21 protein-coding genes and 1 tRNA gene are annotated in these 21,128 nt (G+C 62.3%); 9 read left to right on the plus strand and 13 right to left on the minus strand.

Annotated elements, in window-relative coordinates:
• The first annotated feature begins 367 nt into the window (after positions 1-367).
• Positions 368-1,711, plus strand: coding sequence for a PQQ-dependent sugar dehydrogenase (locus J2D73_RS03645; protein ID WP_207879459.1), 1,344 nt, complete (start codon positions 368-370; stop codon positions 1,709-1,711).
• A gap of 192 nt (positions 1,712-1,903) precedes the next feature.
• Here J2D73_RS03645 and J2D73_RS03650 read toward each other — a convergent pair whose 3' ends face one another.
• The 7 genes from J2D73_RS03650 to J2D73_RS03680 all read right to left on the minus strand — a co-directional run bounded on the left by J2D73_RS03650 (position 1,904) and on the right by J2D73_RS03680 (position 6,782).
• Positions 1,904-2,212 carry a hypothetical protein gene (locus tag J2D73_RS03650; RefSeq protein ID WP_207879460.1) on the minus strand — a complete coding sequence of 103 codons (309 nt, stop codon included), beginning with the start codon at positions 2,210-2,212 and terminating at the stop codon, positions 1,904-1,906.
• A 134-nt stretch (positions 2,213-2,346) separates the two neighbouring features.
• The gene (locus J2D73_RS03655) at positions 2,347-2,766 is read right to left on the minus strand and encodes an ankyrin repeat domain-containing protein (RefSeq protein WP_207879461.1); all 420 of its coding nucleotides are present in this window, start codon (positions 2,764-2,766) and stop codon (positions 2,347-2,349) included.
• A gap of 65 nt (positions 2,767-2,831) precedes the next feature.
• Positions 2,832-3,917, minus strand: coding sequence for a PAAR domain-containing protein (locus J2D73_RS03660; RefSeq protein WP_207879462.1), 1,086 nt, complete (start codon positions 3,915-3,917; stop codon positions 2,832-2,834).
• Complete coding sequence (locus tag J2D73_RS03665) at positions 3,910-4,356, minus strand: DcrB-related protein (RefSeq protein ID WP_243429631.1); 447 nt, start codon at positions 4,354-4,356, stop codon at positions 3,910-3,912. The genes J2D73_RS03660 and J2D73_RS03665 overlap by 8 nt, the downstream gene beginning before the upstream one ends.
• A 105-nt stretch (positions 4,357-4,461) precedes the next feature.
• On the minus strand, positions 4,462-5,502 hold the full coding sequence (locus J2D73_RS03670; protein ID WP_207879467.1) for an asparaginase: 1,041 nt from the start codon (positions 5,500-5,502) through the stop codon (positions 4,462-4,464).
• Positions 5,492-6,154 carry a hypothetical protein gene (locus J2D73_RS03675; protein ID WP_207879469.1) on the minus strand — a complete coding sequence of 221 codons (663 nt, stop codon included), beginning with the start codon at positions 6,152-6,154 and terminating at the stop codon, positions 5,492-5,494. The genes J2D73_RS03670 and J2D73_RS03675 overlap by 11 nt, the downstream gene beginning before the upstream one ends.
• Before the next feature lie 67 nt (positions 6,155-6,221).
• Positions 6,222-6,782 (minus strand): transcriptional repressor, encoded by a 561-nt coding sequence (locus J2D73_RS03680; RefSeq protein ID WP_207879471.1) that lies wholly within the window; start codon positions 6,780-6,782, stop codon positions 6,222-6,224.
• A 180-nt stretch (positions 6,783-6,962) separates the two neighbouring features.
• Here J2D73_RS03680 and J2D73_RS03685 point away from each other — a divergent pair, with 180 nt between their 5' ends.
• The 3 genes from J2D73_RS03685 (at position 6,963) to J2D73_RS03695 (ending at position 9,585) form a co-directional block, all read left to right on the plus strand.
• A complete protein-coding gene (locus J2D73_RS03685; protein ID WP_207879473.1) occupies positions 6,963-7,850 on the plus strand; it encodes a metal ABC transporter solute-binding protein, Zn/Mn family in 888 nt (295 codons plus the stop codon).
• The gene (locus tag J2D73_RS03690; protein WP_243429610.1) at positions 7,847-8,686 is read left to right on the plus strand and encodes a metal ABC transporter ATP-binding protein; all 840 of its coding nucleotides are present in this window, start codon (positions 7,847-7,849) and stop codon (positions 8,684-8,686) included. The genes J2D73_RS03685 and J2D73_RS03690 overlap by 4 nt, the downstream gene beginning before the upstream one ends.
• Before the next feature lie 77 nt (positions 8,687-8,763).
• Positions 8,764-9,585 (plus strand): metal ABC transporter permease, encoded by an 822-nt coding sequence (locus J2D73_RS03695; protein ID WP_207879474.1) that lies wholly within the window; start codon positions 8,764-8,766, stop codon positions 9,583-9,585.
• Positions 9,586-9,789: 204 nt separating this feature from the next.
• On the opposite strand, the gene J2D73_RS03700 is transcribed toward J2D73_RS03695, so the two are convergent.
• Positions 9,790-10,248, minus strand: coding sequence for a hypothetical protein (locus tag J2D73_RS03700; protein ID WP_207879476.1), 459 nt, complete (start codon positions 10,246-10,248; stop codon positions 9,790-9,792).
• Positions 10,249-10,465: 217 nt separating this feature from the next.
• On the opposite strand from J2D73_RS03700, the gene guaA reads away from it, so the two are divergent.
• Entirely contained in the window at positions 10,466-12,064 is a 1,599-nt protein-coding gene (gene guaA, locus J2D73_RS03705) for a glutamine-hydrolyzing GMP synthase (RefSeq protein WP_207879686.1), read from the plus strand.
• A gap of 219 nt (positions 12,065-12,283) precedes the next feature.
• Positions 12,284-13,633 (plus strand): tyrosine-type recombinase/integrase, encoded by a 1,350-nt coding sequence (locus J2D73_RS03710; RefSeq protein WP_207879478.1) that lies wholly within the window; start codon positions 12,284-12,286, stop codon positions 13,631-13,633.
• 1 nt (position 13,634) lies between these two features.
• Here J2D73_RS03710 and J2D73_RS03715 read toward each other — a convergent pair whose 3' ends face one another.
• On the minus strand, positions 13,635-13,871 hold the full coding sequence (locus J2D73_RS03715) for a helix-turn-helix transcriptional regulator (protein ID WP_243429611.1): 237 nt from the start codon (positions 13,869-13,871) through the stop codon (positions 13,635-13,637).
• A 363-nt stretch (positions 13,872-14,234) separates the two neighbouring features.
• Between J2D73_RS03715 and J2D73_RS03720 the strand changes: the two genes are divergently transcribed.
• Positions 14,235-14,305: transfer RNA gene (locus J2D73_RS03720), tRNA-Arg, on the plus strand.
• A 701-nt stretch (positions 14,306-15,006) separates the two neighbouring features.
• Here J2D73_RS03720 and J2D73_RS03725 read toward each other — a convergent pair.
• The 3 genes from J2D73_RS03725 to leuC are packed head-to-tail and all read right to left on the minus strand — an operon-like array spanning position 15,007 to position 17,959.
• Positions 15,007-15,906 carry an alpha/beta fold hydrolase gene (locus J2D73_RS03725; protein ID WP_243429612.1) on the minus strand — a complete coding sequence of 300 codons (900 nt, stop codon included), beginning with the start codon at positions 15,904-15,906 and terminating at the stop codon, positions 15,007-15,009.
• The gene (gene leuD / locus J2D73_RS03730; protein WP_341535011.1) at positions 15,903-16,508 is read right to left on the minus strand and encodes a 3-isopropylmalate dehydratase small subunit; all 606 of its coding nucleotides are present in this window, start codon (positions 16,506-16,508) and stop codon (positions 15,903-15,905) included. The genes J2D73_RS03725 and leuD overlap by 4 nt, the downstream gene beginning before the upstream one ends.
• Before the next feature lie 14 nt (positions 16,509-16,522).
• On the minus strand, positions 16,523-17,959 hold the full coding sequence (gene leuC, locus J2D73_RS03735; protein WP_207879482.1) for a 3-isopropylmalate dehydratase large subunit: 1,437 nt from the start codon (positions 17,957-17,959) through the stop codon (positions 16,523-16,525).
• 96 nt (positions 17,960-18,055) lie between these two features.
• Between leuC and J2D73_RS03740 the strand changes: the two genes are divergently transcribed.
• The gene (locus J2D73_RS03740) at positions 18,056-18,955 is read left to right on the plus strand and encodes a LysR family transcriptional regulator (protein WP_207879484.1); all 900 of its coding nucleotides are present in this window, start codon (positions 18,056-18,058) and stop codon (positions 18,953-18,955) included.
• A gap of 37 nt (positions 18,956-18,992) precedes the next feature.
• Here the strand turns inward: J2D73_RS03740 and J2D73_RS20995 are convergent, their stop codons facing one another.
• Entirely contained in the window at positions 18,993-19,574 is a 582-nt protein-coding gene (locus tag J2D73_RS20995) for a TetR/AcrR family transcriptional regulator (RefSeq protein WP_279380883.1), read from the minus strand.
• Positions 19,575-19,655: 81 nt separating this feature from the next.
• On the opposite strand from J2D73_RS20995, the gene J2D73_RS03750 reads away from it, so the two are divergent.
• The gene (locus tag J2D73_RS03750) at positions 19,656-20,960 is read left to right on the plus strand and encodes an alpha/beta fold hydrolase (RefSeq protein WP_207879488.1); all 1,305 of its coding nucleotides are present in this window, start codon (positions 19,656-19,658) and stop codon (positions 20,958-20,960) included.
• Positions 20,961-21,128: the final 168 nt, after the last annotated feature.

A 21,128-nucleotide genomic window follows, 5' to 3' on the forward strand; every position in this document is an offset into this window, starting at 1 on the left:
TCGCGCGGTATCCGGAGCCGTAAATATGGCGGCTTCGGATAAAACTGTCCGACGTTAATGAACGTCACTACAGAGAAACAGCCGTTTCAGTAATCTGCCGCTCCTGATCTGGGCGCCGCGCTATTTCCGGAAAATCACAGTTCGTGCGAAGGGCGAAAGCGTCGGTTGGATGGCTCATGTGAAGACATGCGGCGAGAGGTTCGGCGTGGCGGCGGCTCGCGGTTTCTTGTCGTTTAACAAGCGTGAACATCAGTAGAGTGGAAAGGCCCCAAATCGCCGATGTTTGGCCCAATTCCATGCGCACGATTGACCGGACGCCCATGAAGGACGACGCTGGAGCGAACGATACCAGTTGGAAACGGAGACTATGACGAGCCGCAAGCTATCGGGTTATCTGGCCGGAGGGGCGGTTGTCGCCCTTGCCGTCATCGGATTTGGCGGGTGGTCCGTCATCGCGCGTCCGGAGCAAGCGAGGCTCAGCGTCGCCGCCGGGCAGGGCGCCGATCCAGCGTTGCCCGCGCCGAACAAAACGCTGTTCCCGACCATCAACGTGGCGACACCGATCGGGTGGCATGCGGGGGAAACGCCGACGCCCGCGCCGGGGCTCGCAGTGAAGGCGTTCGCCGCAGGTCTGGAGCACCCGCGTTGGCTCTACGCCCTGCCGAACGGCGACGTACTGGTTGCAGAAAGCGACTCTCCCGGCACCGACATACAAACGCTGAAGAACCGCATCGCGGGTTTTATCATGCGCAAGGTCGGCGCAGGTACGAAGAGTCCGAACAAGATCATGATCCTGCAGGACAAGGATGGAGACGGCGTGGCGGAAAGCCGCAGCGTCTTTATCGACAATCTGTATTCCCCGTTTGGCATGGCTTTGATCGGGGACGCGCTTTACGTCGCCAATGCGAACGCGGTCCTGCGTTTCCCGTATCACGAGGGCGAGACGCACATCGCCGAACCGGGCACGAAAGTCGTCGATCTGCCATCAGGATATAATCATCACTGGACCAAGAACCTGATCGCAAGCCCTGACGGGTCGAGTCTGTTCGTCACGATCGGTTCGAACAGCAACGTCGGCGACAACGGCATGGAGGTTGAGGATGGACGAGCGAGGATCGATCGTCTGGACCTTGCGACCGGTAAGCTGACGCCATACGCGACTGGCCTGCGCAACCCGAACGGCATGGCGTGGGAGCCGCAGACCGGGAAACTTTGGGTCACTGTCAACGAACGCGACGAAATCGGCAGCGATCTTGTGCCCGATTACATTACGTCCGTCACGGAGGGCGCTTTCTACGGCTGGCCCTACAGCTATTACGGACAGCACGTCGACACGCGCATACAGCCGCAACGCCCGGACCTAGTCGCCAAGGCCATCGCGCCGGACTACGCGGTTGGACCGCATACGGCGTCTCTGGGGCTCACCTTTTCCTTTGCCGCCGCGTTCCTGCCTGCGGAATGGCGTGGCGGCGCAATTGTGGGGCAGCACGGGTCATGGAACCGTCGACCCAAGAGCGGCTATCGCGTGATCTATGTGCCTTTCACCGATGGCAAACCATCCGGTCCGCCGCGTGACGTGCTGACCGGGTTCCTGAGCAACGATCAGGGCGAAACCCGTGGGCGTCCGGTCGGGGTGACGCTGAGCCATGATGGCGCGTTGCTGGTGGCGGATGACGTCGGGGGCACGGTGTGGCGTGTGACGGGGAAATAGATCGGGGCACGGTGGACGTTAATATGCCGGTGGAAAGCGTTTCTCGGTTTTCTCGAAAGCGCTTTTCGTTTGAACGGAGATGAGGCGCCGCGAAGCGCTCTTGCCGGGCGCTGGACGGCCTTCCGGTTCTCGAACGGGCAGCCTGATCTTATCGCGTCGCCTGGGCGTATCGGGTCTGGAAGTGTGTGTTTGTCAGGAAAAATTCAGACTTTTTCGCATATTGTGAAAAATATTTACTAGGGCAGGAAAATCTTCCCGACCAGCGCCGGCGGTGGTGACCAACGCGCGGCTATTGTTCAGAGCAGAAAGTGTTATCCACTGGGTGATGGCGAAGCCTTCTACTTCGCAGTGAAAAGTGATTTCCCACAGGCCCGTTTTTCCAGACTGCGCCATGTCGGCCGTCAGTTCAAAACCTGCGTAGCCGCGCTTGAGGCGTTCTGCGTAACGGTTGGCGAACGTGGTCATATTCTCGCTGGTGGCCCCCTGCAGATCGCTCGACAAGTCCTCGCACGTCGCCAGAAAAGAAGGCGTGACGCCGGTTCGCGCGCTGGGAAAAGGCGCAGTGATCAGGACGGAGGTCTCATTGATCCATTCTCGCGGCGCTGCGATGGACGCCGCATACTCGACTGGCCCACTCATTTGCGTGCGCTCGACGGTGGCCATTTTCCCTCTTTTTCCAGTTGCAGCACCGTATCGCTGTCAGGAGGCGGAAATGGGTATCCCTGCGCCTTCATTTTCTCAATGACACGTAGTCGCGCTTGATCTTCTGGCGTTCCCGGTAAAATGCGACTTCTCACGGCCATGCGTGCCGCTGTGATCCCGAATACGTCGTGCGCCCATATGTCGGCGCCATGATCCATCAGGATTTCGACAGAAGGCCATTGATCCGTTGATGCGGCCACGATGAGAGGCGTCGTCTCTTCGTCCGAATAAACTTCGTTTATTCCTATATTTTTTTCTGCAAGGATGCGAACGTCCTCAGCTGTCCCTTTCATGACGGCGCCCATCATCGTTTGATAAGTCGTTCCGCCGTTCGGTACCGTTCCTGCCGCCACTGCTATGCTCCCCTCGGCGGCGCATATCCCGGCGCTCGCCATTACCATTAACGCAGCGTACAATCCTACGCGCATCCGTTCCGTGCCTTTTCCGCCAGAATATCGGCAATTTTCTGATCGATGGCAGGCTGTACGTTACCCATCATGTGCAACAAACCTGCGCGCAGCAGTCCTCCGCTTAATGTCGTAACCTTCAAAAGTCCCGAACCTTTTCTCCATGGCATGATGCTGACGGGATCGAGAGGCCAATGCCGATCTCCGGCCGCAACCGGTATTTTTGGCACGACTGCCTGAGAGGCATGCAGAATTTCTCCCCGAACATAAACGTCGTCTATGTTATCGCCTTGGGGGTGGGGCACTGTTCTTGCATGCAACCCTGCGGCATTATACGTGACCGCCGGGCGCCCTGTCGCCCTCGCGGCGGCGGCGGCCATGCCTCCGCCGAGGGAGTGGCCAGTGAACGTAACGTTTTGGCCAGCTGTGGTGTCTGCCGCGTTCATTCCGATACGTTGAGCCTGACGATAGTAAAACGTATCTCGCCCAAGCGCCTGTTTGCCATCGACGCCCCAATCCTCGCGGCTGGTGAACGTCGTGCCTTTGTAAGCGATGAGGGGATCTCCAGTTTTTTCGTTGATAAAGACCGCGGCGCGAAAATTCGTCTTCTTGTGCGTGTCCGGATCGACTGGATTTTCAAGCATACTTGACTTGAGGTGCAGTTTCGCCAGATCCGCATCGCTGGCGTTTCTATATCCTTCCGGCGGTGTCCTGCTTTCCGGCGGGTCGTAAGCCGCCGCCGCCGCCTGCGCCTGGATACGAAATTTTTCAAACTGAGCCAGTTCTGAAGCGAGCGATGCGCATACTGCGGACAGGCAGGGTCCGCCAATCAACACGGTTGGACAACCTGCGCTGATGAGCCCGCCGTGTCCGGTCGCATCCCCCATACGAACGGCGGGTCTACCGTTGATGAGGACTGTCGCCGCGCCTATGGCGGCGGGGTCGGACGGCGTGATGCATTGCGCCATATCACCCATTCGCGCAGCTGGCAGCCCGCCAATGAGAACGTTTGGCGACCCTTGCAGGATGGGTCCGCCCACATGGATTGGGCATACGTGCATGTCCGTGAGGCGAGCGGCAGGGCGGGCGTCAGGCATATTGGCCGTCCTTCGCCGCAGATGCGGTGAAGCGGAGGCTCGATGCGACGGCGTTGAGGACGGCCAGTTGTTCGGAGGTGAAGTCACCCTGCACGCTGACTGTCATTTTTAAGAGACTGTCATCGTTTTTGATATAGACAAGTCTTTGTGCAATCGGGCTATCGCTCATGTCGTAGCGTATTGCCACGATGCATGCGTCCCGCCCGTCGAGCTGGTGGTCGCGGCTCCAGATTTTCTCAAATCCCTCAGATCGTTGCGCAATCTGGTTCAGTTCATTCTGAGCCAGGTCACCCAGCGAACGATCGGGGAGCACAGGTTGCCTGTGAATCGTCAGGCTCAATGGCGTGGCTCCGCTTACAGGAATCGTCAAAACCTGAACGCTATCGTCCCTGACGTCCGCAGGAAGGACAAGGCTCGCTTCATGAAACGTATAACGCATCACGAAAGTTTAGCGTCGGATTCTCCGGGGCGCCATTACAGGGCGGTTACAAAAAACGTCTGTCGTATCGGAGACGACGCCAAACCGTTGTTGGCGTTGCGTCCTTTACCCCAGCCGTCGCCGCAAGTCCTCTGCAACACGCACCGATCCGACCGAAATCCCGTTCCAGTTCCGCAATTCCTGCTCGGTCCATCCTGCAAGCACCGGGCTATCGGAAACGCCCTCTCCGCCGAAACGCGCCAGCACAGCAGCCATTGCGGCTTCTGCGCCGCGCAATCCGCCGTCGCGACATTTGATCGCGACGCCCAGGCCGGTCTGCGGCAAGCTCGCCACCAGCACGCCTTCTGCGCCGATCTTGGTGAAGGCGCGTTCGCCCAGCGCTTCCATGACCACGGTGTCGAAGCCGCCCGTTCCGCTGACCATGAACGGGGCGCTGGCGACGGCGCGGCGCAGCCGCTCGGCGGCGCGGGCGCGGTCAGGGCTGAAGCCCTGCCCTGTCGCGAAACGGGAATAGGCGAGCGCGAGGGCGCGCATCGGGATCGCGTAAGTCGGAATGGAGCAGCCGTCGACGCCGCGATTGGAGGCGTCGTGCGCGGCGCCGGTCACTTCGGTCATGGTCTGGGCCACGCGCTGCATGACCGGATGATCCGGGCGGATGTAGCCCTCGACGTCGATACCCTCGGCACAGGCGACGCAGATGAAACCGGAATGCTTGCCGGAGCAGTTGTTATGCAGCGCGCAGGGCTCTTCTCCTGCCGCGGCCAGACCGCGTGCCGCCGCCGCGTTGGTCGGCCAGTGCGCGCCGCATTCGAGCGAGGCCTGGTCCCGGCCCAATCGCCCGAGAATGCGTGAGGCGACGGCGGCGTGGGCGGGTTCGCCTCCGTGTGAAGCGCAGGCGAGCGCGAGGTCTTCCGGGATCAGGCCAAAGCGGTCCGCAGCCCCGCTTTCGATCAGCGGCAACGCCTGCAACGCCTTGACCGTGGAGCGAGGGAATACTGGCGCGTCGATATCGCCCTGCGAGAACGCTATGGCTCCGTTGGGGTCGGAAACCACGATGACGCCCGCGTGCAGGGATTCGACGCGCCCGCCGCGCAGCACTTCGGCCAGTGGCGCGTCGGTCTGGTGTGAGGCGTATTCAGTCGTCATCCCTGTCTCCCGTCAGCAACCAGACGCGCAGGCCTTCGGTCCGCGATCCGTCCGGGTCAATCTCGATGGCGCGCTCCATCACCGCGCGCCGCAGACGCAACAGCGCGGGAGCATCCATGGCGCCTGTTTCCGCGTTCTCCTGCCGCTCCGCAAGCCATGCCAAAGCGGCGCCCGCTTCCCGCAGCGCGGGTGGCGCGTCGCGATCGGGGGATAGTCCGTCTTCGACCAGAGCGCGCGCCTCAGTTTCATCGTCGCAGCAGACGTACAGCCAGACGTCGGCGGCGTCGGGTTGGGCGGAGGCGGCGAACTGCCTCAAAGAGACAGGCGCGGGCAGGAAGCGGACCGATTCGCGGTTCCGAGATTGTGAGAGTGAGGGCGGCAGAGGCGCCGGGCCGCTCGGCTGAGCTATGGGGGGCGCTTTTGTGGTTGTATTTTCGGTGTCCGGCGTGCTTGTGGCCTCCGCGGCTACGTTAGCCGACACGTCAGACGCCGCCGCTGCGGGAAAGAGATCGAATTGCGCGTCTTGCGTTCCGTGGCGCGTGCGATCCCTGCGGATGATCCCGCGCGGTTTGGCGGGTATAGCGACCGCGTCATCCGAAATCATTCCATCGAGCGCAGGCTGTTGCGTTTTCCGGGCCGGTGATCTCGTCATCGCGCAGCCATCGCTGTGTGGCGGTCAGGGAAACGTCGCCGCGACGACGGGTTCGTCCCGCGCCGCGTCATTGCGGCGGAAGGGAAGCCGTTTCTTTCGCCCCGGAAGCCAGACACTCGGCGCATAACCCTTCAATCTCGATCGTCGAATGCTGGACATGAAAGCCTGCATTACGCGACGCGAGTGAGATCGCCCGTACGATTCCGCCGTCTTCCAGCTCCATGACGCGCGCGCAGGCTCGGCAGATCAGAAACTGAGTGGCGTGGGCGCAGTCCCCGTCATGGTCATGGGAATGATCAAGCACATGCACGCACGGCACGAAGGAGGACAGGCGTTCGATCTTGTGCGCGAGCCCGTGCTCCAGAAGGAAGTCGAGCGCGCGATAGACTGTCGGCGGCGCGGCGCCTGCGTGACGGGCCTGCAACTGCTCGAGCAGATCGTAAGCGCGCAGCGGGTGCGACGATTCCAGCATCAGCCCCATTACCTGTCGCCGGAGCGCTGTCATCCGCACGCCGCGCTTCACGCACAGAGAGTCCGCGCGGTCCAGCAGGGCCTCGGTGCGGGGGGAGAGCCGATCTCCTTCGGGAACGACGGAGGCTTCGGGCGTAGGGCGGGTGGCGGTCGGCATTGCTTACATATCGTAGGCCATGTAGCGGGCGCTGCCCATACCCGCACGTGGTCGCCGTAATTTCATATTGATATATTATAACATCACGCCTACACCCGCCCGACCATGCGCCTTTTTCCTCTCTCCGATCAGCGGGACTTACTTGCGCCCGACGCAGTGCGACGGCTGACCCGGCGCCGCGTGTTCGCTGTATGCGCCGGGGCTGGCGTCGCTACGTATGCCGGTTGCGTTGAAGAAGTTTCTGCGATGACGCCTGTGCGTGCGCTCACGGCGGAAGCCGTCTGGCGCGACATAGCGGTGCAGATCGGCGGCGACGCCGTGGCGGTCGACTGCGTCATGACAGCGCCTGAGCTTGACCCGCATCTGTTTGAACCGACTCCCGCAACAGCGCGGGCCGTCGCGGCCGCGGCCGTGCTGATCGCCAACGGCGGCGGATACGACGCCTGGATGGATCGCCTCGTCGATGCAGGGAAGAACTCAGGCGCGCGCTATATTCGTATCTCCGACGTCATTGGCTGGCGCGAACCTGACAATACGCATTTCTGGTACGACCCCGTCATTGTGCGACAGGCGGCGGCGGCGATCGCCTCGGCCTTCTCGGGGTATGCGGGATACGCCGCGCCAGCCATCGCCGCCCGTAAGGAAGCGCTGTTGCGCGATATCGATGCTATCGTCGCGCGCGTTCGCGCGCTGCGTGCAAAATTCTCCGGTGCGCGCGTCGCTGCGACAGAGCCATTTCTCGACCGTCTGCTCGGCGCACTCGGGCTTGATGAAGCGCACGCAGAGTTTCAGCGATCGGTCATGAACGACGTCGAGCCGGGTCCGGCCGACGTGGCGGCGTTCGAGAGCGATCTGCGAAATGGGCGTCTGCGCATGTTGGTCTACAATGCGCAAACAGTGACTCCGGCCACCACACGCTTGCTGTCGTTGGCCGGTGCCGCGCGGATTCCGACAATATCGGTGACGGAGACGCTGCCGCCGAAACTGCGCTGGCAGGATTGGATGAGCGGCATACTTGATCAGATCGAGCAGGCCCTGAGTTCCAACGTCAATCGGAGGCCTGCATGAGCTTGAACGCCGATGGCGTGACCGGAACAATGACGTTGGCGCGCCCCGTCGTGACTGATGGCGTCGCCCATCCACCTGCTGCGGTTTCCTGTCAGGCTCTCTCCATTGGTCATGGGGAGCGCGTCGTTCTGCAAGCCGCCAGTTTTTCCATTCCGGCGGGCAGCTTCGTCGGTCTTCTCGGTCCGAACGGCGCAGGAAAGACGACCTTCCTGCGCGCTTTGCTCGGGCTGACGCCGGTGCGAAGTGGGGAGTTGCATGTTTTCGGCGCGTCGCCGGTCTGCGGCGACAGTAACGTCGGATACATGCCCCAGAGCCGCACGCCGATCCGCGTTAGTCTGACCGGGCGCGATATGCTGGCGTCCTCCTTGCACGGCGAGAGATGGGGGTTGCCACTAGCGCGCGCCGAAGGCGCCAGGCGGATCGACGAGGCTCTTCATGCGGCGGATGCGCAGGATTTGGCCGAACGCCGGATCGACGCTCTTTCAGGTGGTGAGTTGCAGAGACTTCGCCTTGCGCAGGCGCTTCTGAGCGCACCGCGACTGCTGCTGCTCGACGAACCGCTGGCGAGTTTCGATCCGGTGCGCATGCGCGAGGCCGCGCTGCAGATCCGTGAAGTTGCGCGCCGCGCGGGAGCCACGGTGATCTGTTCCGCGCACGATATCGATCCGTTACTCGGCGTCATGGATTCCGTGCTTTATATCGCGCGGGGCAGAGCGAGGCTGGGCTCGGTGGACGAAGTGATCACCAGCTCCGCGCTGTCTGACCTGTATGGCGCTCCGGTTGAAGTGTATCGGTCTCCCCGGGGGCGAGTTTTCGTCAGCGCCGACGTCGCATGAGAGAGGCTTGCGCCGAACGCCTGCGCGCGTAGTCTCCGCGCTGCCTGTCCATATCCCTGTCGCTGCTGGTTCCGTCGATGCTCGAATATGATTTCATGCGCATGGCCTTCGCCGCGTCCGGGTGCGTGGCCGTACTGGCGGGGCCTGTAGGTTGGTTCCTTGCATTGCGCGGGCAGAGTTTTGCGGGACATGCGTTGTCGCATATCGGCTTCGCGGGCGCAGTTGGCGCGGCGTTGCTTGGTTGGCCGCCGCTCGCGGGGTTACTGGTGGTGGCGGTGGCGTCCGGCGCGGGCATGGGCGCGCTGGGGGACCGCGCCACAGGGCGGGACGTTGCGATCGGCATGATCCTCTCGCTCGCCATGGGGTGTGGCGCGCTGTTCCTGCACCTGCTCACCCACTCCGCCATGACGGCGACGGCTCTGCTGTTCGGCAACGTTCTTGGCGTCACGCACGGAACGCTCGCATCGCTGGCGGTGATCACGGCGTTTTCGCTGGCGATGCTGGCTTTTCTCTCGCGTCCTTTGCTGTTCGCAAGCCTTCAGCCTGAACTGGCGGAGGCGCGGGGCGTCAGGATGCCCCTTCTTTCGGTTCTGTTCCTGATGCTGGTCGGCGCCGCAACGGCCGGCTGCGCGCAAGTGACGGGCGTTTTGCTGGTCTTCACGCTTATGGTCGGCCCGGGGGCGACGATCCTGCGGGTCGGGCTGTCGCCTGCGCTCGCGCTGCCGGCCGCAGCGGTTTTGGCGCTGGCGGAGGCGTGGGGCGGTCTGGCGTTGTCATGGTGGAGCAACGCTCCGGCGTCGTTCTGGATAGCGGTTTTGAGCGTCGTCTGTTTTCTTGTCTCAGGTATTCCAGCGCAGTCTTTGCGGTTCAGGCGTGAGGGGGACGCGGGTTCCTGCTGATCGCGGGATTGGTGACAAGCAGGGAATGTCACCGACCAGGTGGGATGGCGCAGGTGTTGAAGTGCTCCCCCTTCAACGAACGGCGTCTGATTTTACAAGGCTTTTTGCTTCTTTTTCTTCAGCATAAAGAAGACGCAAATGGCCCCCGGAGCGCTTCGAAAATAATGAACGCGCCCCTGCGATATGTCGCTCTGTCTGTAGGTTCTATCGCCCGATCAGATTGGACCACGGATGGCTGGCGGTTCGCGTCATGACGATATGGGCCCTGCACGTCGGCGTCCCGAATACGCCCGCGATGGCATCGCCGTCCGGGCGCCCTTCGAACACCATGGGCAAGGGGCGGCGACTGGCGTCGGTGAGCCTGAGCTGCGCGTGGAAACGCTTGTGGTCCGCGTCCGGATGGCCGCGCAGGGTCAGGGCCCCGGTGCCGGGGGAGAAGACCAGACGGTCTGACTGGATCTGCAGGACGGAGTCCGTCTGATCGGGGCAAGCGCCCCGGTCTGTAACCAGGCGGCCAGTCCAGTTTCCGTAGGGATCGTCCTGGGCTGACTGCGCCGCGAGAGCTGGCGCCGCGAGAAGCGGGAGCAGGGCGACAAGAGCGCCAGCGCCGCCGAGCCTGCTGGCTCCGACTGCGCAAGATCTCGGAAAAATGCGCCGTAACATGATCTCGGCCTCCGGTTCGTTAGCGGCGGCGGAGCCTTCTGCTGGGCGTCCGCTTCGCCCGGCGCACCTCCCATGCGGTGAAAGAGGTGCGAAAAGGATGGAAACTGGTGACGCTGGGCCGCCATCGTCCTATACCGCGCCGATAACCCGCCGCAACACCTCCGCCGCCATGCCATCGTATCACCACGACGGAGGCGGCGACAGCAAGGACCTGCCGATGACCGGACCCGCTCAGGACACGCCACTGCCGCTCGACGCCTCGCTGCATTCGGACCGGATACTGATTCTGGATTTCGGGTCGCAGGTGACGCAGTTGATCGCCCGTCGTGTGCGTGAGAGCGGCGTTTATTGCGAGATTTGGCCGTTCACGGCGGACGCCGAGCGCATCCGCTCTTTCGCGCCGCGCGGCGTCATCCTGTCCGGCGGTCCCGCCAGCGTTCATGACGCGGGAGCTCCCGTCGTTCCGGACGTCGTCTTCACTCTCAACGTCCCGGCTCTGGGCATCTGCTACGGTCAGCAGGCGATGTGCAACCAGCTTGGCGGCAAGGTGGAGGGATCGGACCACCGGGAGTTCGGTCGGGCGTTCGTAGACATCACCGAGGATTGCGCGCTGTTCCGTGGCGTGTGGGCGCGCGGCGGGCGTGAACAGGTGTGGATGAGCCATGGTGACCGTGTGACGCAGATCCCTCCGGGGTTCCGCGCCGTCGCGACGTCCGAAGGCGCGCCGTTCGCGGTGATCGCCGACGAGGGGCGCAGGCTTTATGGCGTGCAGTTCCACCCGGAGGTGGTGCATACGCCGCACGGCGCCGCGCTGCTGCGCAACTTCACGCACCATGTCGCCGGCTGCACCGGGTCGTGGACGATGGCGGGTTTCCGTGACGTCGAGATCGAGAAGATCCGCAAGCAGGTTGGCGACAAACGGGTGATTTGCGGCCTTTCGGGCGGCGTCGACTCATCTGTCGCAGCAGTGCTGATTCACGAGGCTATCGGCGACCAGTTGACCTGCATTTTCGTCGATCACGGGATGCTGCGTCTGGGTGAGGCGGAGGAGGTGGTCAACACGTTCCGCGGTCGCTTCAACATCAAGCTGGTGCATCGCGACGCGTCCGAACTGTTCCTGTCGGAGCTTGAAGGCGTGACCGACCCGGAGATCAAGCGCAAGACGATCGGGCGGTTGTTCGTCGAGGTGTTCGAAGAGGAAGCGGCGAAGATCGGCGGCGCCGATTTCCTCGCGCAGGGCACGCTATATCCGGATGTGATCGAGAGCGTCAGCTTCACCGGCGGCCCTTCGGTCACCATCAAGTCTCATCACAACGTCGGCGGTCTGCCGGAGCGTATGAACATGGGGCTGGTGGAGCCCCTGCGTGAGCTGTTCAAGGATGAGGTCCGCGCCCTCGGGCGCGAACTGGGCATTCCAGAGGTCATCGTGGGCCGCCATCCCTTCCCCGGGCCGGGGCTTGCGATCCGCATCCCGACGGACGCCATCACGCGTGAGAAGCTCGATCTCCTGCGTCGCGTCGACGCGATCTATCTGGAAGAAATCCGGAACGCGGGCCTTTATGACGCGATCTGGCAGGCGTTCGCGGTTCTGCTGCCGGTGAAGACGGTCGGCGTGATGGGAGACGGCCGCACATATGATCAGGCCTGCGCGCTGCGCGCCGTGACCAGCACGGACGGCATGACGGCGGAAGTTTATCCGTTCGATATGGGATTCCTGAATCGTGTGGCGAGCCGCATCGTCAACGAGGTGCGCGGGGTTAACCGGGTGACCTATGACATTACGTCAAAGCCGCCCGGCACGATCGAGTGGGAGTGATCTAAGGTCGTTTCAGACCATCTCGCGCCGTGCCAAGAATCGCCTGAACCTTCTGACTAACAAGGACTTTTCTTCCTACCCCGTATCACTGCATGTCACTCCAGCCCGGCCACTTTGTTGGTAGCGATGTTGGTATGGCGCAGAATGGTCAAGAAACGGGCTTTCGCTACCAACACACCCTTTGTTGGTATCCGTTCGTCCCCGACCGGATGCGGATTTATGGGCGATCTCACTGATAAAGAACTGAAAAATCTCAAGCCAAAGGCCAAGCTCTACAAGGTGACGGACCGCGACGGGATGCACGCCGCTGTCACGCCGAGCGGGGTCATTTCATTCCGGTATCAGTATCGGGTAAACGGGCGGCAGGAGATCTTGACCATCGGCCGCTATAGCGCCGAGGCGGCGCGCACGCTGACTCGGGCGCCCGACGCGTTGGAATATGGAATGGATGTGTCGCTTGCGGAAGCGAGGACGCTTTTGACGCGCGCGAGGCGTCAGGTTGAGCGGGGTGAGTCGCCGTCGAAAGCCAAGGTGGAGAAGCGCACTGCGTCAGCCGAAGCGTTCACCTTCGGCGGTTGGGCGGAAGCGTATTTCAAGCACAAGGCCGATCCCAGGTCGGGGGCAGAAAGGCTGGCCGACAGCACGCTAGCGATGCGCCGCTCTGTCTATGATCGCGCCATCGCGGGAAACTTGTCGAAGCTCAAGCTGGGGGAGGTAACCCCACAGCGTCTCAAGCGCCTCTGTGACGAGGTCAAAGAGAAACGCGGGCCGGCCGTCGCCGTGCATGTCCGCGAGGTCGTGTTGCTGGTGTTCCGCCACGCCCAGGCATGTGGGCTGGATGTGAGCAATCCAGCCGAGTCGATACGCACCAGCGCTATCGCCACGTTCGAGCCGCGCGAGCGCGCCTTATCGCCGTCAGAAGTTCGCGCCGTCCTGACGGCTTTGGATCACGTGGCGGCGGCGCCAACGCTGCGCTCAGCGGTGAAGTTTGTTCTGCTTACTGGAGTTCGCAAGTCGGAGTTCATTGACGCCACATGGAAGGAAATCGACTTCGCCGCCGCGCGCTGGACGATTCCGGCCGAGCGTATGAAGGCTGGCAAGATGCATGTTGTCCCGCTGAGTGATCAGGCGCTCGACATTCTTACGGCGTTCCGGACCATGTTCGGCGTCAGCCGATACCTGCATCCTGGCCGGTACGACGGCGATACGCCCATAAGCAACGCCACGCTCAATCGCGTGATCGATGCGGCCGTGGAGCGTATCCGCAAGGATGACCCGGACTTTGAAAGCCTTGGCGTTCACGACCTGCGCCGCACCTTTTCGACAGGCCTAAACCGAGCCAAGTTCGATGAACGCTGGATCGAGATGAGTATGGCTCACGCGCCGCGGAACCGGATCGCAGCTGTCTATAACGTGAACCGCTACTTGGCAGAGCGCAAAATCATGCTTCAATGCTGGGCTGATATGCTCGATGCCTGGGTGAAGGGCGAGTCTGCCAAAGAGCTGATCGCCGACGCGAAGCAGCGCGCCGCCGAGATCCACGACGACGAGTTGGACGACGATCTCTGAACTACGCGTGGCTTGCGCGCCTTCTCTCCGTCAACGCCTCTGGCGGCCGCCAGCCGGCGGGGTTAGCGATCCAACAATCGATATCGGATTCGTGCCAACCGGATCCGTTCATGCTGATCTTCAGCTGGGCTGGGAAGGTGCCCTCGGCGATCTTGCGGTAGATAGTGGAGCGGCTGAGTCCGGTGCGGGCGAGAACGGTCTTCAGACGAACGATACGGCTTGCGACGAGCATGGTCATGCTGCCTCCTGCTGGATGCTTTTGACATTGCAGGGACCAGACAGGTCGATGATTCGTTGTTGTGCAACAGATATTTGATGGTCGTAGTAGTGGAGCGTGGAGGGGGTAAAAAATGCCGGGGTCGGTGCCGTAGCTTAACGTGAATTCTGGACCAAGACTGCGATCCGACTAGCTATCGACACCGAAGTCTTGCCGGCGGTCTCCGACCATAGCATCGACAGCGGGGCGGGTTTGAGTCGCTCGGCAATCGCGCGTCGCCGCGTGGACTGCAGCCGGACATGTTGCCCGCCTGATACTGGCGCTGGTAGGCTTGGCCAAGTCCGGGCCCGCGGTCGGCGCAGCGGCCGGAAGGTGCGATGCATGCGTAGCTCAGCTGGATAGAGCGCCACCTTCGAAGTGGAGGCTATACGTTCAAATCGTGTCGCTCGGTCCCATTTCCTCCAAGGAAAGCAGAGCGATAATAACGGTCCTTCGGGGTCGTTTTTGCTTAGAGGGCCAAAATTCCGCGCCGCTCTAAGCAGAATCCATTCAGTTGGATGAAAGTCGCGTGCGGACGCGACCTTCCTCGTTGGTCGCGTAGCCGTCGTTTAAAGCTCGAAGAGGAAGTTCAGTCGTGCCCGTGCGACAGCAACTACCTGCCGGCCACCAACGCCTACGCCAGGTATCGGTCTGCTGCAGGGCCCGCGACCCTCGATTTCGCGCTCTTCCTCGCCTGGCTGCGTAGACCCGACCGTTGCCATGCGAAGATTGGGGCTCGCCCCGTCATCGCCTTGGCGCACGCGTTCCCCGCGGCACAGATTCGCGGCATCGAGCCATCGCCCTTGCCTTATCGGGTGTCGCGCCTCCGCACGCGCAATCTCCCCAATGTTCAACTGTGCCGACGCGACTTTCACCGCTGCGACCTGTCGGACGCCCAGGCTGTGATTTGCTACCTGATGACGAGGCCCATGCGGGTCTGCACTGCGCCCTGGGGCCACACTCGACGAGCCCAAGCGGGGCGGACGCGGTTTAACCCCGGCCACTTTTCGGCGGAGGAGCACCGAAGGGGGGGGGCACACGTTCGAATCGCGTCGCGCGCCAAGCACCCTCTGACGACGCAGAGTCTATCGCGCGAAACATTTTTGGACAGCCGGTTTCATGCGGCCAGGAATGGGCCAAGGGCGTCCATCAAAGCTTGTGGCGCTTCTTCCTGCGGGCTGTGGCCGCAGTCGATCGCGTGGCCGCGCACGTCGATCGCCTTTTCTCGCCAGGTCGCAAGCACATCGTACAGCGCTCCGACCGTGCCGCGACCGCCCCACAATGCCATCAGCGGCACTTGTACTTTCTTCTCGCTATCGGCGGCATCATGTTCGAGGTCGATGGTCGCCGCGGCGCGATAATCCTCGCAGATCGCGTGACGTGTCCTTGGGTCGGCATAGCAGCGCTGATATTCCTCCAGCACGCGAGGGTCGGATGCGCCTTCGGTCTTGATCTGACCTGAGATGTGTTTGTTGAGGAAAAACGCAGGATCGGCGCCGATCATCTTCTCGGGCAAGGGGGAAGGCTGAATGAGAAAGAACCACCAGAAATAGCGCCGCGCGAATTCCATATCGGTTCGCGCGTACATCGTCGCGGTCGGAGCGATGTCCAGCAACGTGACTCTGGTGACGAGGTCAGGAAAGTCGAGCGCCATGCGATGGGCAACCCGGGCCCCCCGGTCGTGAGCCACTACCGCGAAGCGATCATGGCCGAAGGATCGCATGACCGCCACCTGATCCGCCGCCATCGCGCGCTTGGAATAATTGACGTGAGCCTCGCCGCCGTCGAGCTTCTCGCTGTCGCCATAGCCTCGCAGGTCCGCAGCGACGACAGTGAAGTGCTTGGCGAGCTCTGGTGCCACCTTGTGCCACGTCAGGTGCGTCTGGGGATGGCCGTGAAGCAGCAACAGGGGAGGTCCGTCGCCCGCGATCGCGGCCCGAATGCGCACGCCATCTGCATCGACATCGAACCAAGTGAAGCCCGGCATGATGTCGGGGCGGCCAGCCACCTCTTTCATGCGTCGATCCTATCGCAAAGCCACGGGCTCGCCTTTAGATATTCCGCCTCGAAAGACCGAATACTGTCCGCGTGGCGCAGCGTGCCACCGATGCGGTCAAGGCCGTCCAGCAGGGCGGTCCGGCGATCCGCATCAACCGAGAACGCGATCGATAGATCGCCGGCGTTTATGACCTGTGCTTCCAGATCGACGAGGATTTCACACCCCGTGGGGCCGATGGCGTCAAACAGCGCAGCGATCTCGCTGGCCGAGAGCGTCACAAGCAGCAGACCGTTGTTGGCGGCGTTATCCGCGAAGATGCCGGCGAATGATGTGCCGATGATGGCGCGGATGCCGTATTGAAGCATTCCCCACACCGCATGCTCGCGTGACGAGCCGCAACCGAAGTTCGGTCCGACAACCAGAAAGCGGCTGTCTTGCGTCGCTGGCTTGTTGAGGATGAAGTCTTTGCGGGCATTTCCACGCTCGTCGAAACGAAGATTGTGAAAAAGCCCCTGCGCCAGTCCGGACCGGTCGATCCCTTTCAGGAATTGTTTGGGCATGATGACGTCGGTATCGACATTGGCGTTCGGGATCGGGCACGCCACACCCTTTACGCTCACAAATTTCTCCATGGTCAGGCCTTCAGGAGTTTGAGGGTGCGGACGTCGGTGAGACGTCCCGTAACCGCGGCGGCGGCGACCATGGCGGGGCTCATTAAATGAGTGCGGCCGCCCGTGCCCTGTCGACCCTCGAAATTGCGGTTGGTGCTGGACGCGCAACGTTCGCCGGGGGCGAGGACATCGTCGTTCATCGCGAGGCACATCGAGCAGCCGGACCGTCGCCATTCAAAGCCAGCCTCCACGAAGACGCGATCCAGTCCTTCTGCTTCCGCCTCGCGCCGCACGCTGCTGCTGCCTGGCGAGATCATCGCCCGCACGCCGGGCGCTACACGCCGCCCCCGCAATATCCGAGCGGCGTCCCGAAGGTCAGACAGACGTGCATTGGTGCAGGATCCGATGAACGCCCGGTCGATCCTGATGTCCGACAAGGGCGTGCCTGGTGCGAGGTCCATATATTCGAGGGCGCGGACTACTCCCGCCCGCTTGTCTGCTGCGACAGCCTTAGGATCTGGCACCACATCGTCGATTGCGCCAGCTTGGTCAGGACTCGTGCCCCAGCTCACCATCGGTGCGACCTGCGCGGCCTGGATGACTATCTCCCGATCGAAAACGGCGCCCTTGTCGGTGCGCATGTCTGCCCAGGTTTTTTGTGCTTCCGCCAGCATGGCGCTGGACGGGCTGCGTGGTCGGCCTGCGATATAGGCGAAGACCTTCTCATCGGCCGCCATTAACGCGACGCGCGCACCGCACTCCACCGCCATGTTGCAGATCGTCATGCGGCCTTCGACTTCAAGAGCGTCGATGGCCTCCCCCGCGAATTCGAGTGCGTGTCCGGCCGCCCCGTCGGCGCCGATCTTGCGGATCAGCGTCATGATAAGATCCTTTGCGGTGACGCCCACAGGCAGCGGGCCTTCGAAGCGCGCGCGCATACGCTTCAGGCACGTGTAAGGTAGCGTTTGCGTCGCGAGCAGATGCTCGACGTCGGACGTGCCGATGCCGAAACCTACGGCGCCAAAGGCACCGTAGGTCGTGGTGTGACTGTCACCGGCGGCGATCACCATACCGGGCAATACCCAGCCGAGTTCCGGCAGCACGACGTGCTCAATGCCCTGCCGCGGATCCTGTACATCGAACATCTCGATGCCGAAGTCGCGACCATTTCGCGCGAAATAGTCCATCTGACCTTGAGCGCCTTTGTCTTCGACCACATCGGTGCGGTTAGCGGCGGTCGAATTGACATGATCGACTACGCCCAGCGCGGCCTGCGGCCGCCATACCTTGCGACCGGCTTCCCTCAGGCCGCTAAAAGCCTGTGGGCTCGTATATTCGTTAAGAACCGTGCGATCGACATACAGGAGCAGTCGTTCTTCACGACCCTGCACGCCCGCGCCAAGCGACATTATGCGATGCCGGTCGATAATCTTATCATAGAGCGTGAGCGGACCCGCCATTGCCCAGAATCATCCCGATGTGTGCTACGAGATTAGCGCGAGGCGACGGACGCGGGCCAATGTCGGATATCAATCAATTTATGCGGCGGACGAGTGATGGAAACGGCTTGGTTGGAGGATTTCGTCAAGCTAGCCGAGGAAGGCAATTTCTCGCGGGCCGCCCAGGCGCGTAACCTCAGCCAGCCCGCCTTCAGCCGCAGGATCAAGGCACTGGAGGAATGGGTCGATGCCACGTTGATCGATAGGGATACACATCGTATCGCCCTGACGCCCGCCGGCGCTGCTTTCCGAAGTGTCGCAGAAGAACTGCTGCGCCGGTTGGCGCTTGGCAGGGACGAAGCGCGGGCACTCGGCGCCGCGCAGACGAGCACGTTGCGCTTCGCATCGACCCATGCGTTGTCGGTGACTTTTTTTCCGGATTGGCTGCGCGGTTTCGAGGAAGAAAGCGAGCTAGGGCCCGTCAGTCTCATTGCCGACCACATGGCGGCTTGCGAGCGCATCATGCTCGAGGGCACTGCCGACATGCTGCTTTGTCACCACCACCCTTCAGCGCGGCACAGGCTCGATGAAGGCAATTTTCGGTCTGTCTCGCTGGGCGATGACCAACTGATCCCGGTCTGCGTGCCGGACAGCTGCGGTACGCCTCTTTTCCCGCTTCCGGGAAAGGACGGCGAGTTTCTTCCTTATCTTGAATTCGACGAGCATTCCGGCATGGGGCGAATCCTTGCGGCGTCCCAAGTGATCGAACGTGGCGGTGCTCAGCTTCGCCCGGTGTTCCGCTCGCATCTAGCCAGCGTCCTTCTGAGGATGGCGCGAGATGGCAAGGGCATAGCCTGGGCGCCGATGAGCCTCTGTGCGGGCGACCTGGCATCCGGCCGCCTGATGAAAGCCGCTGAGGGCTGGGACGTGCGGATCGAGATCCGCATCTTCCGCCCCCGACAGCGTCGTAGCACTGCCGTCGAGGCCCTCTGGAGACGTCTTCCAGCAGCAGAGTAACGCGCTCACATGCCGGCCGCATACTAATGGACCCGGATCACCCGTCCGCGGTAGCCCATTTCCGGGCACTGACATCCGCTAGCGCCTCGAATATGGCCGGCGTGCGTTCCAGACGGGCGATCGTTCGCGCGCCTTCGAGGGCTGCGACCAGTGCGGCGGCGGTAGCGGATGCGCACGCGGGAGCAAGGCCGCCCCCCCTGAAATGCTCGGCAATGATCTCGGTCGATCCGACGAATCCGCGCGCGACCCGCTTGGTGAGTTCGGCATCAATCGCGGGCAACTCGTTCGCCAGATTTTGCATGAGGCATCCATACTGGAAATCGGCGGCGACCATTTCGGCAGCGAATGCGCTGAAAAGGCGTCGAACAAAACTCACAGCATCTCCCGTCGTATCCGCGGAGATATTCCGCAAAACCGCAATTCTGCCTGCGATGTAATGATCGATCGCCTCTTCGGCGAGCTGGGCCTTGCCGCGTGGAAAGTGGAAGTAGAACGACCCTTTAGGCGCGCCGCTTTCTTCCAGGATCTGGGTCAATCCAGTCGCGGTATAGCCTTGGATGCGGAACAGCCGTTCGGCGGCGGCGATCGCACGAGCGCGCGCGTCAGTCTTACGTGTCATCCCGGCAATATAACACGCCTCGCTTGACGCATCTATGGTGATCACCATACTATGGCGATTGCCATATTTCGGAACGTGGCGATGCCTCTCTATCAATCCAAGCCATCGCCGTCCCGACGCACCGTCCTGGCCATGGGGGCGGCCAGCCTGGTTGCGGCGTCGCTTCGGCCCGCCCGCGCAAACCCTATGGGAGGAACTGATTTGACGACGCAGCCATATGGCGGGGGAACGCTTCCCAAAGAGATCCGCTCGCGCATGATCCGTGGGGTCAACGGCCTCGACGTCCATATTCTCGAAGCCGGTCACGAAAGCCCTGGCCGGCCGCTCGCGCTGCTTCTGCACGGCTTTCCGGATCTGGCTTACGGCTGGCGACACGTGATGCCGATCCTGACCGATGCCGGGTACCATGTCGTGGCGCCCGACCAGCGGGGCTATGGCCGCACGACCGGATGGGTCGACGGCTATGACGCTCCGTTGGAGCCCTTCAGCTTGTTGAACATGACGCGTGATGTCCTCGGACTGGTTTCGGCCTTGGGGTATCGACGGACAGCGATGCTGGTCGGGCACGATTTCGGCTCGCCCGTCGCGGCCTATTGCGCGCTCGCCCGACCGGATGTCTTTCCCTCGGTGGTGCTGATGAGCGCTCCGTTTCCCGGTCCGCCGACATTTCCGTTCGATACTGCGGAGCAGGAAGAACCCTCAGTTCGACCGAACACCGACAATCAAAAGCTGGCGGCCGCGCTGGCGGCGCTCGATCCGCCGAGAAAGTATTATCAGCAATATCTGAGCGCGCGGCCGGCAAACGATGACCTATGGCACCCGCCTCAAGGTCTGCACGGGTTTCTTCGAGCGTTTTTCTACGTCAAAAGCGCCGACTGGCCGGGAAACAAGCCCTATCCGTTGAAGGGCCGAACCGCCGCAGACCTCGCGCAAATGCCAACCTATTACGTCATGGAGCTCCGTAAGACGATGCCCGAGACGGTGGCCCCATTTGAACCGTCCGCCGCCGAGGTCCAGGCCTGCAAATGGCTCACCGAGCCGGAACTGGGCGTCTACACGGACGAGTATGACCGCACCGGGTTTCAGGGCGCCCTGCAGGCTTATCGCGTCGTCTCCGATCCTGGCCTGAATGCTGAGTTGCGGCTGTTTTCTGGCAAGACGATCGATGTCCCGTCGCTCTTCATCGGAGGCAGGAGCGACTGGGGCACCTATGCGGCGCCGGACGCGCTCGATCTAATGAGGACGAAGGCGACGACGAAGATAGGGGAAATTGAGCTGATCGATGGTGCGGGTCACTGGATTCAACAGGAGCAGCCAGCTCGGCTCGGCATGCTCCTGCTCGCCTTCGCCAAGGAGGTTGGCGGGGTGGATCGGGCCAGCCGTTAGGCGTTCGCCACGAGGGTCTCGTGTACAAGAAGGTCCACAATGGAGATGGACCGACGCGACTGAACTCCGCGGCCTACTGGCGCCAAGCGAATGGCAATCCGACGTTAGTGCCCTTCTGGCTGTCCTCCGTCAGCGCTACCCAGACCTCTCGAACAGTAGCTAGGTGGC

It is taken from the genome of Acetobacter sacchari (assembly GCF_017377715.1).
In the GTDB taxonomy this organism is placed as follows: domain Bacteria; phylum Pseudomonadota; class Alphaproteobacteria; order Acetobacterales; family Acetobacteraceae; genus Acetobacter; species Acetobacter sacchari.

What these genes read in the sequence shown, in the direction of transcription:
- J2D73_RS03645 (WP_207879459.1), top strand. Translation starts at nt 368, where the DNA reads ATGACGAGCCGCAAGCTATCGGGTTATCTGGCCGGAGGGGCGGTTGTC.
- J2D73_RS03660 (WP_207879462.1), bottom strand. Translation starts at nt 3,917, where the DNA reads ATGCCTGACGCCCGCCCTGCCGCTCGCCTCACGGACATGCACGTATGC.
- J2D73_RS03665 (WP_243429631.1), bottom strand. Translation starts at nt 4,356, where the DNA reads ATGCGTTATACGTTTCATGAAGCGAGCCTTGTCCTTCCTGCGGACGTC.
- J2D73_RS03670 (WP_207879467.1), bottom strand. Translation starts at nt 5,502, where the DNA reads ATGACGACTGAATACGCCTCACACCAGACCGACGCGCCACTGGCCGAA.
- J2D73_RS03675 (WP_207879469.1), bottom strand. Translation starts at nt 6,154, where the DNA reads ATGACGAGATCACCGGCCCGGAAAACGCAACAGCCTGCGCTCGATGGA.
- J2D73_RS03680 (WP_207879471.1), bottom strand. Translation starts at nt 6,782, where the DNA reads ATGCCGACCGCCACCCGCCCTACGCCCGAAGCCTCCGTCGTTCCCGAA.
- J2D73_RS03690 (WP_243429610.1), top strand. Translation starts at nt 7,847, where the DNA reads ATGAGCTTGAACGCCGATGGCGTGACCGGAACAATGACGTTGGCGCGC.
- J2D73_RS03695 (WP_207879474.1), top strand. Translation starts at nt 8,764, where the DNA reads ATGCTCGAATATGATTTCATGCGCATGGCCTTCGCCGCGTCCGGGTGC.
- J2D73_RS03700 (WP_207879476.1), bottom strand. Translation starts at nt 10,248, where the DNA reads ATGTTACGGCGCATTTTTCCGAGATCTTGCGCAGTCGGAGCCAGCAGG.
- guaA (WP_207879686.1), top strand. Translation starts at nt 10,466, where the DNA reads ATGACCGGACCCGCTCAGGACACGCCACTGCCGCTCGACGCCTCGCTG.
- J2D73_RS03710 (WP_207879478.1), top strand. Translation starts at nt 12,284, where the DNA reads ATGGGCGATCTCACTGATAAAGAACTGAAAAATCTCAAGCCAAAGGCC.
- J2D73_RS03715 (WP_243429611.1), bottom strand. Translation starts at nt 13,871, where the DNA reads ATGACCATGCTCGTCGCAAGCCGTATCGTTCGTCTGAAGACCGTTCTC.
- J2D73_RS03725 (WP_243429612.1), bottom strand. Translation starts at nt 15,906, where the DNA reads ATGAAAGAGGTGGCTGGCCGCCCCGACATCATGCCGGGCTTCACTTGG.
- leuC (WP_207879482.1), bottom strand. Translation starts at nt 17,959, where the DNA reads ATGGCGGGTCCGCTCACGCTCTATGATAAGATTATCGACCGGCATCGC.
- J2D73_RS03740 (WP_207879484.1), top strand. Translation starts at nt 18,056, where the DNA reads ATGGAAACGGCTTGGTTGGAGGATTTCGTCAAGCTAGCCGAGGAAGGC.
- J2D73_RS20995 (WP_279380883.1), bottom strand. Translation starts at nt 19,574, where the DNA reads ATGACACGTAAGACTGACGCGCGCGCTCGTGCGATCGCCGCCGCCGAA.
- J2D73_RS03750 (WP_207879488.1), top strand. Translation starts at nt 19,656, where the DNA reads ATGCCTCTCTATCAATCCAAGCCATCGCCGTCCCGACGCACCGTCCTG.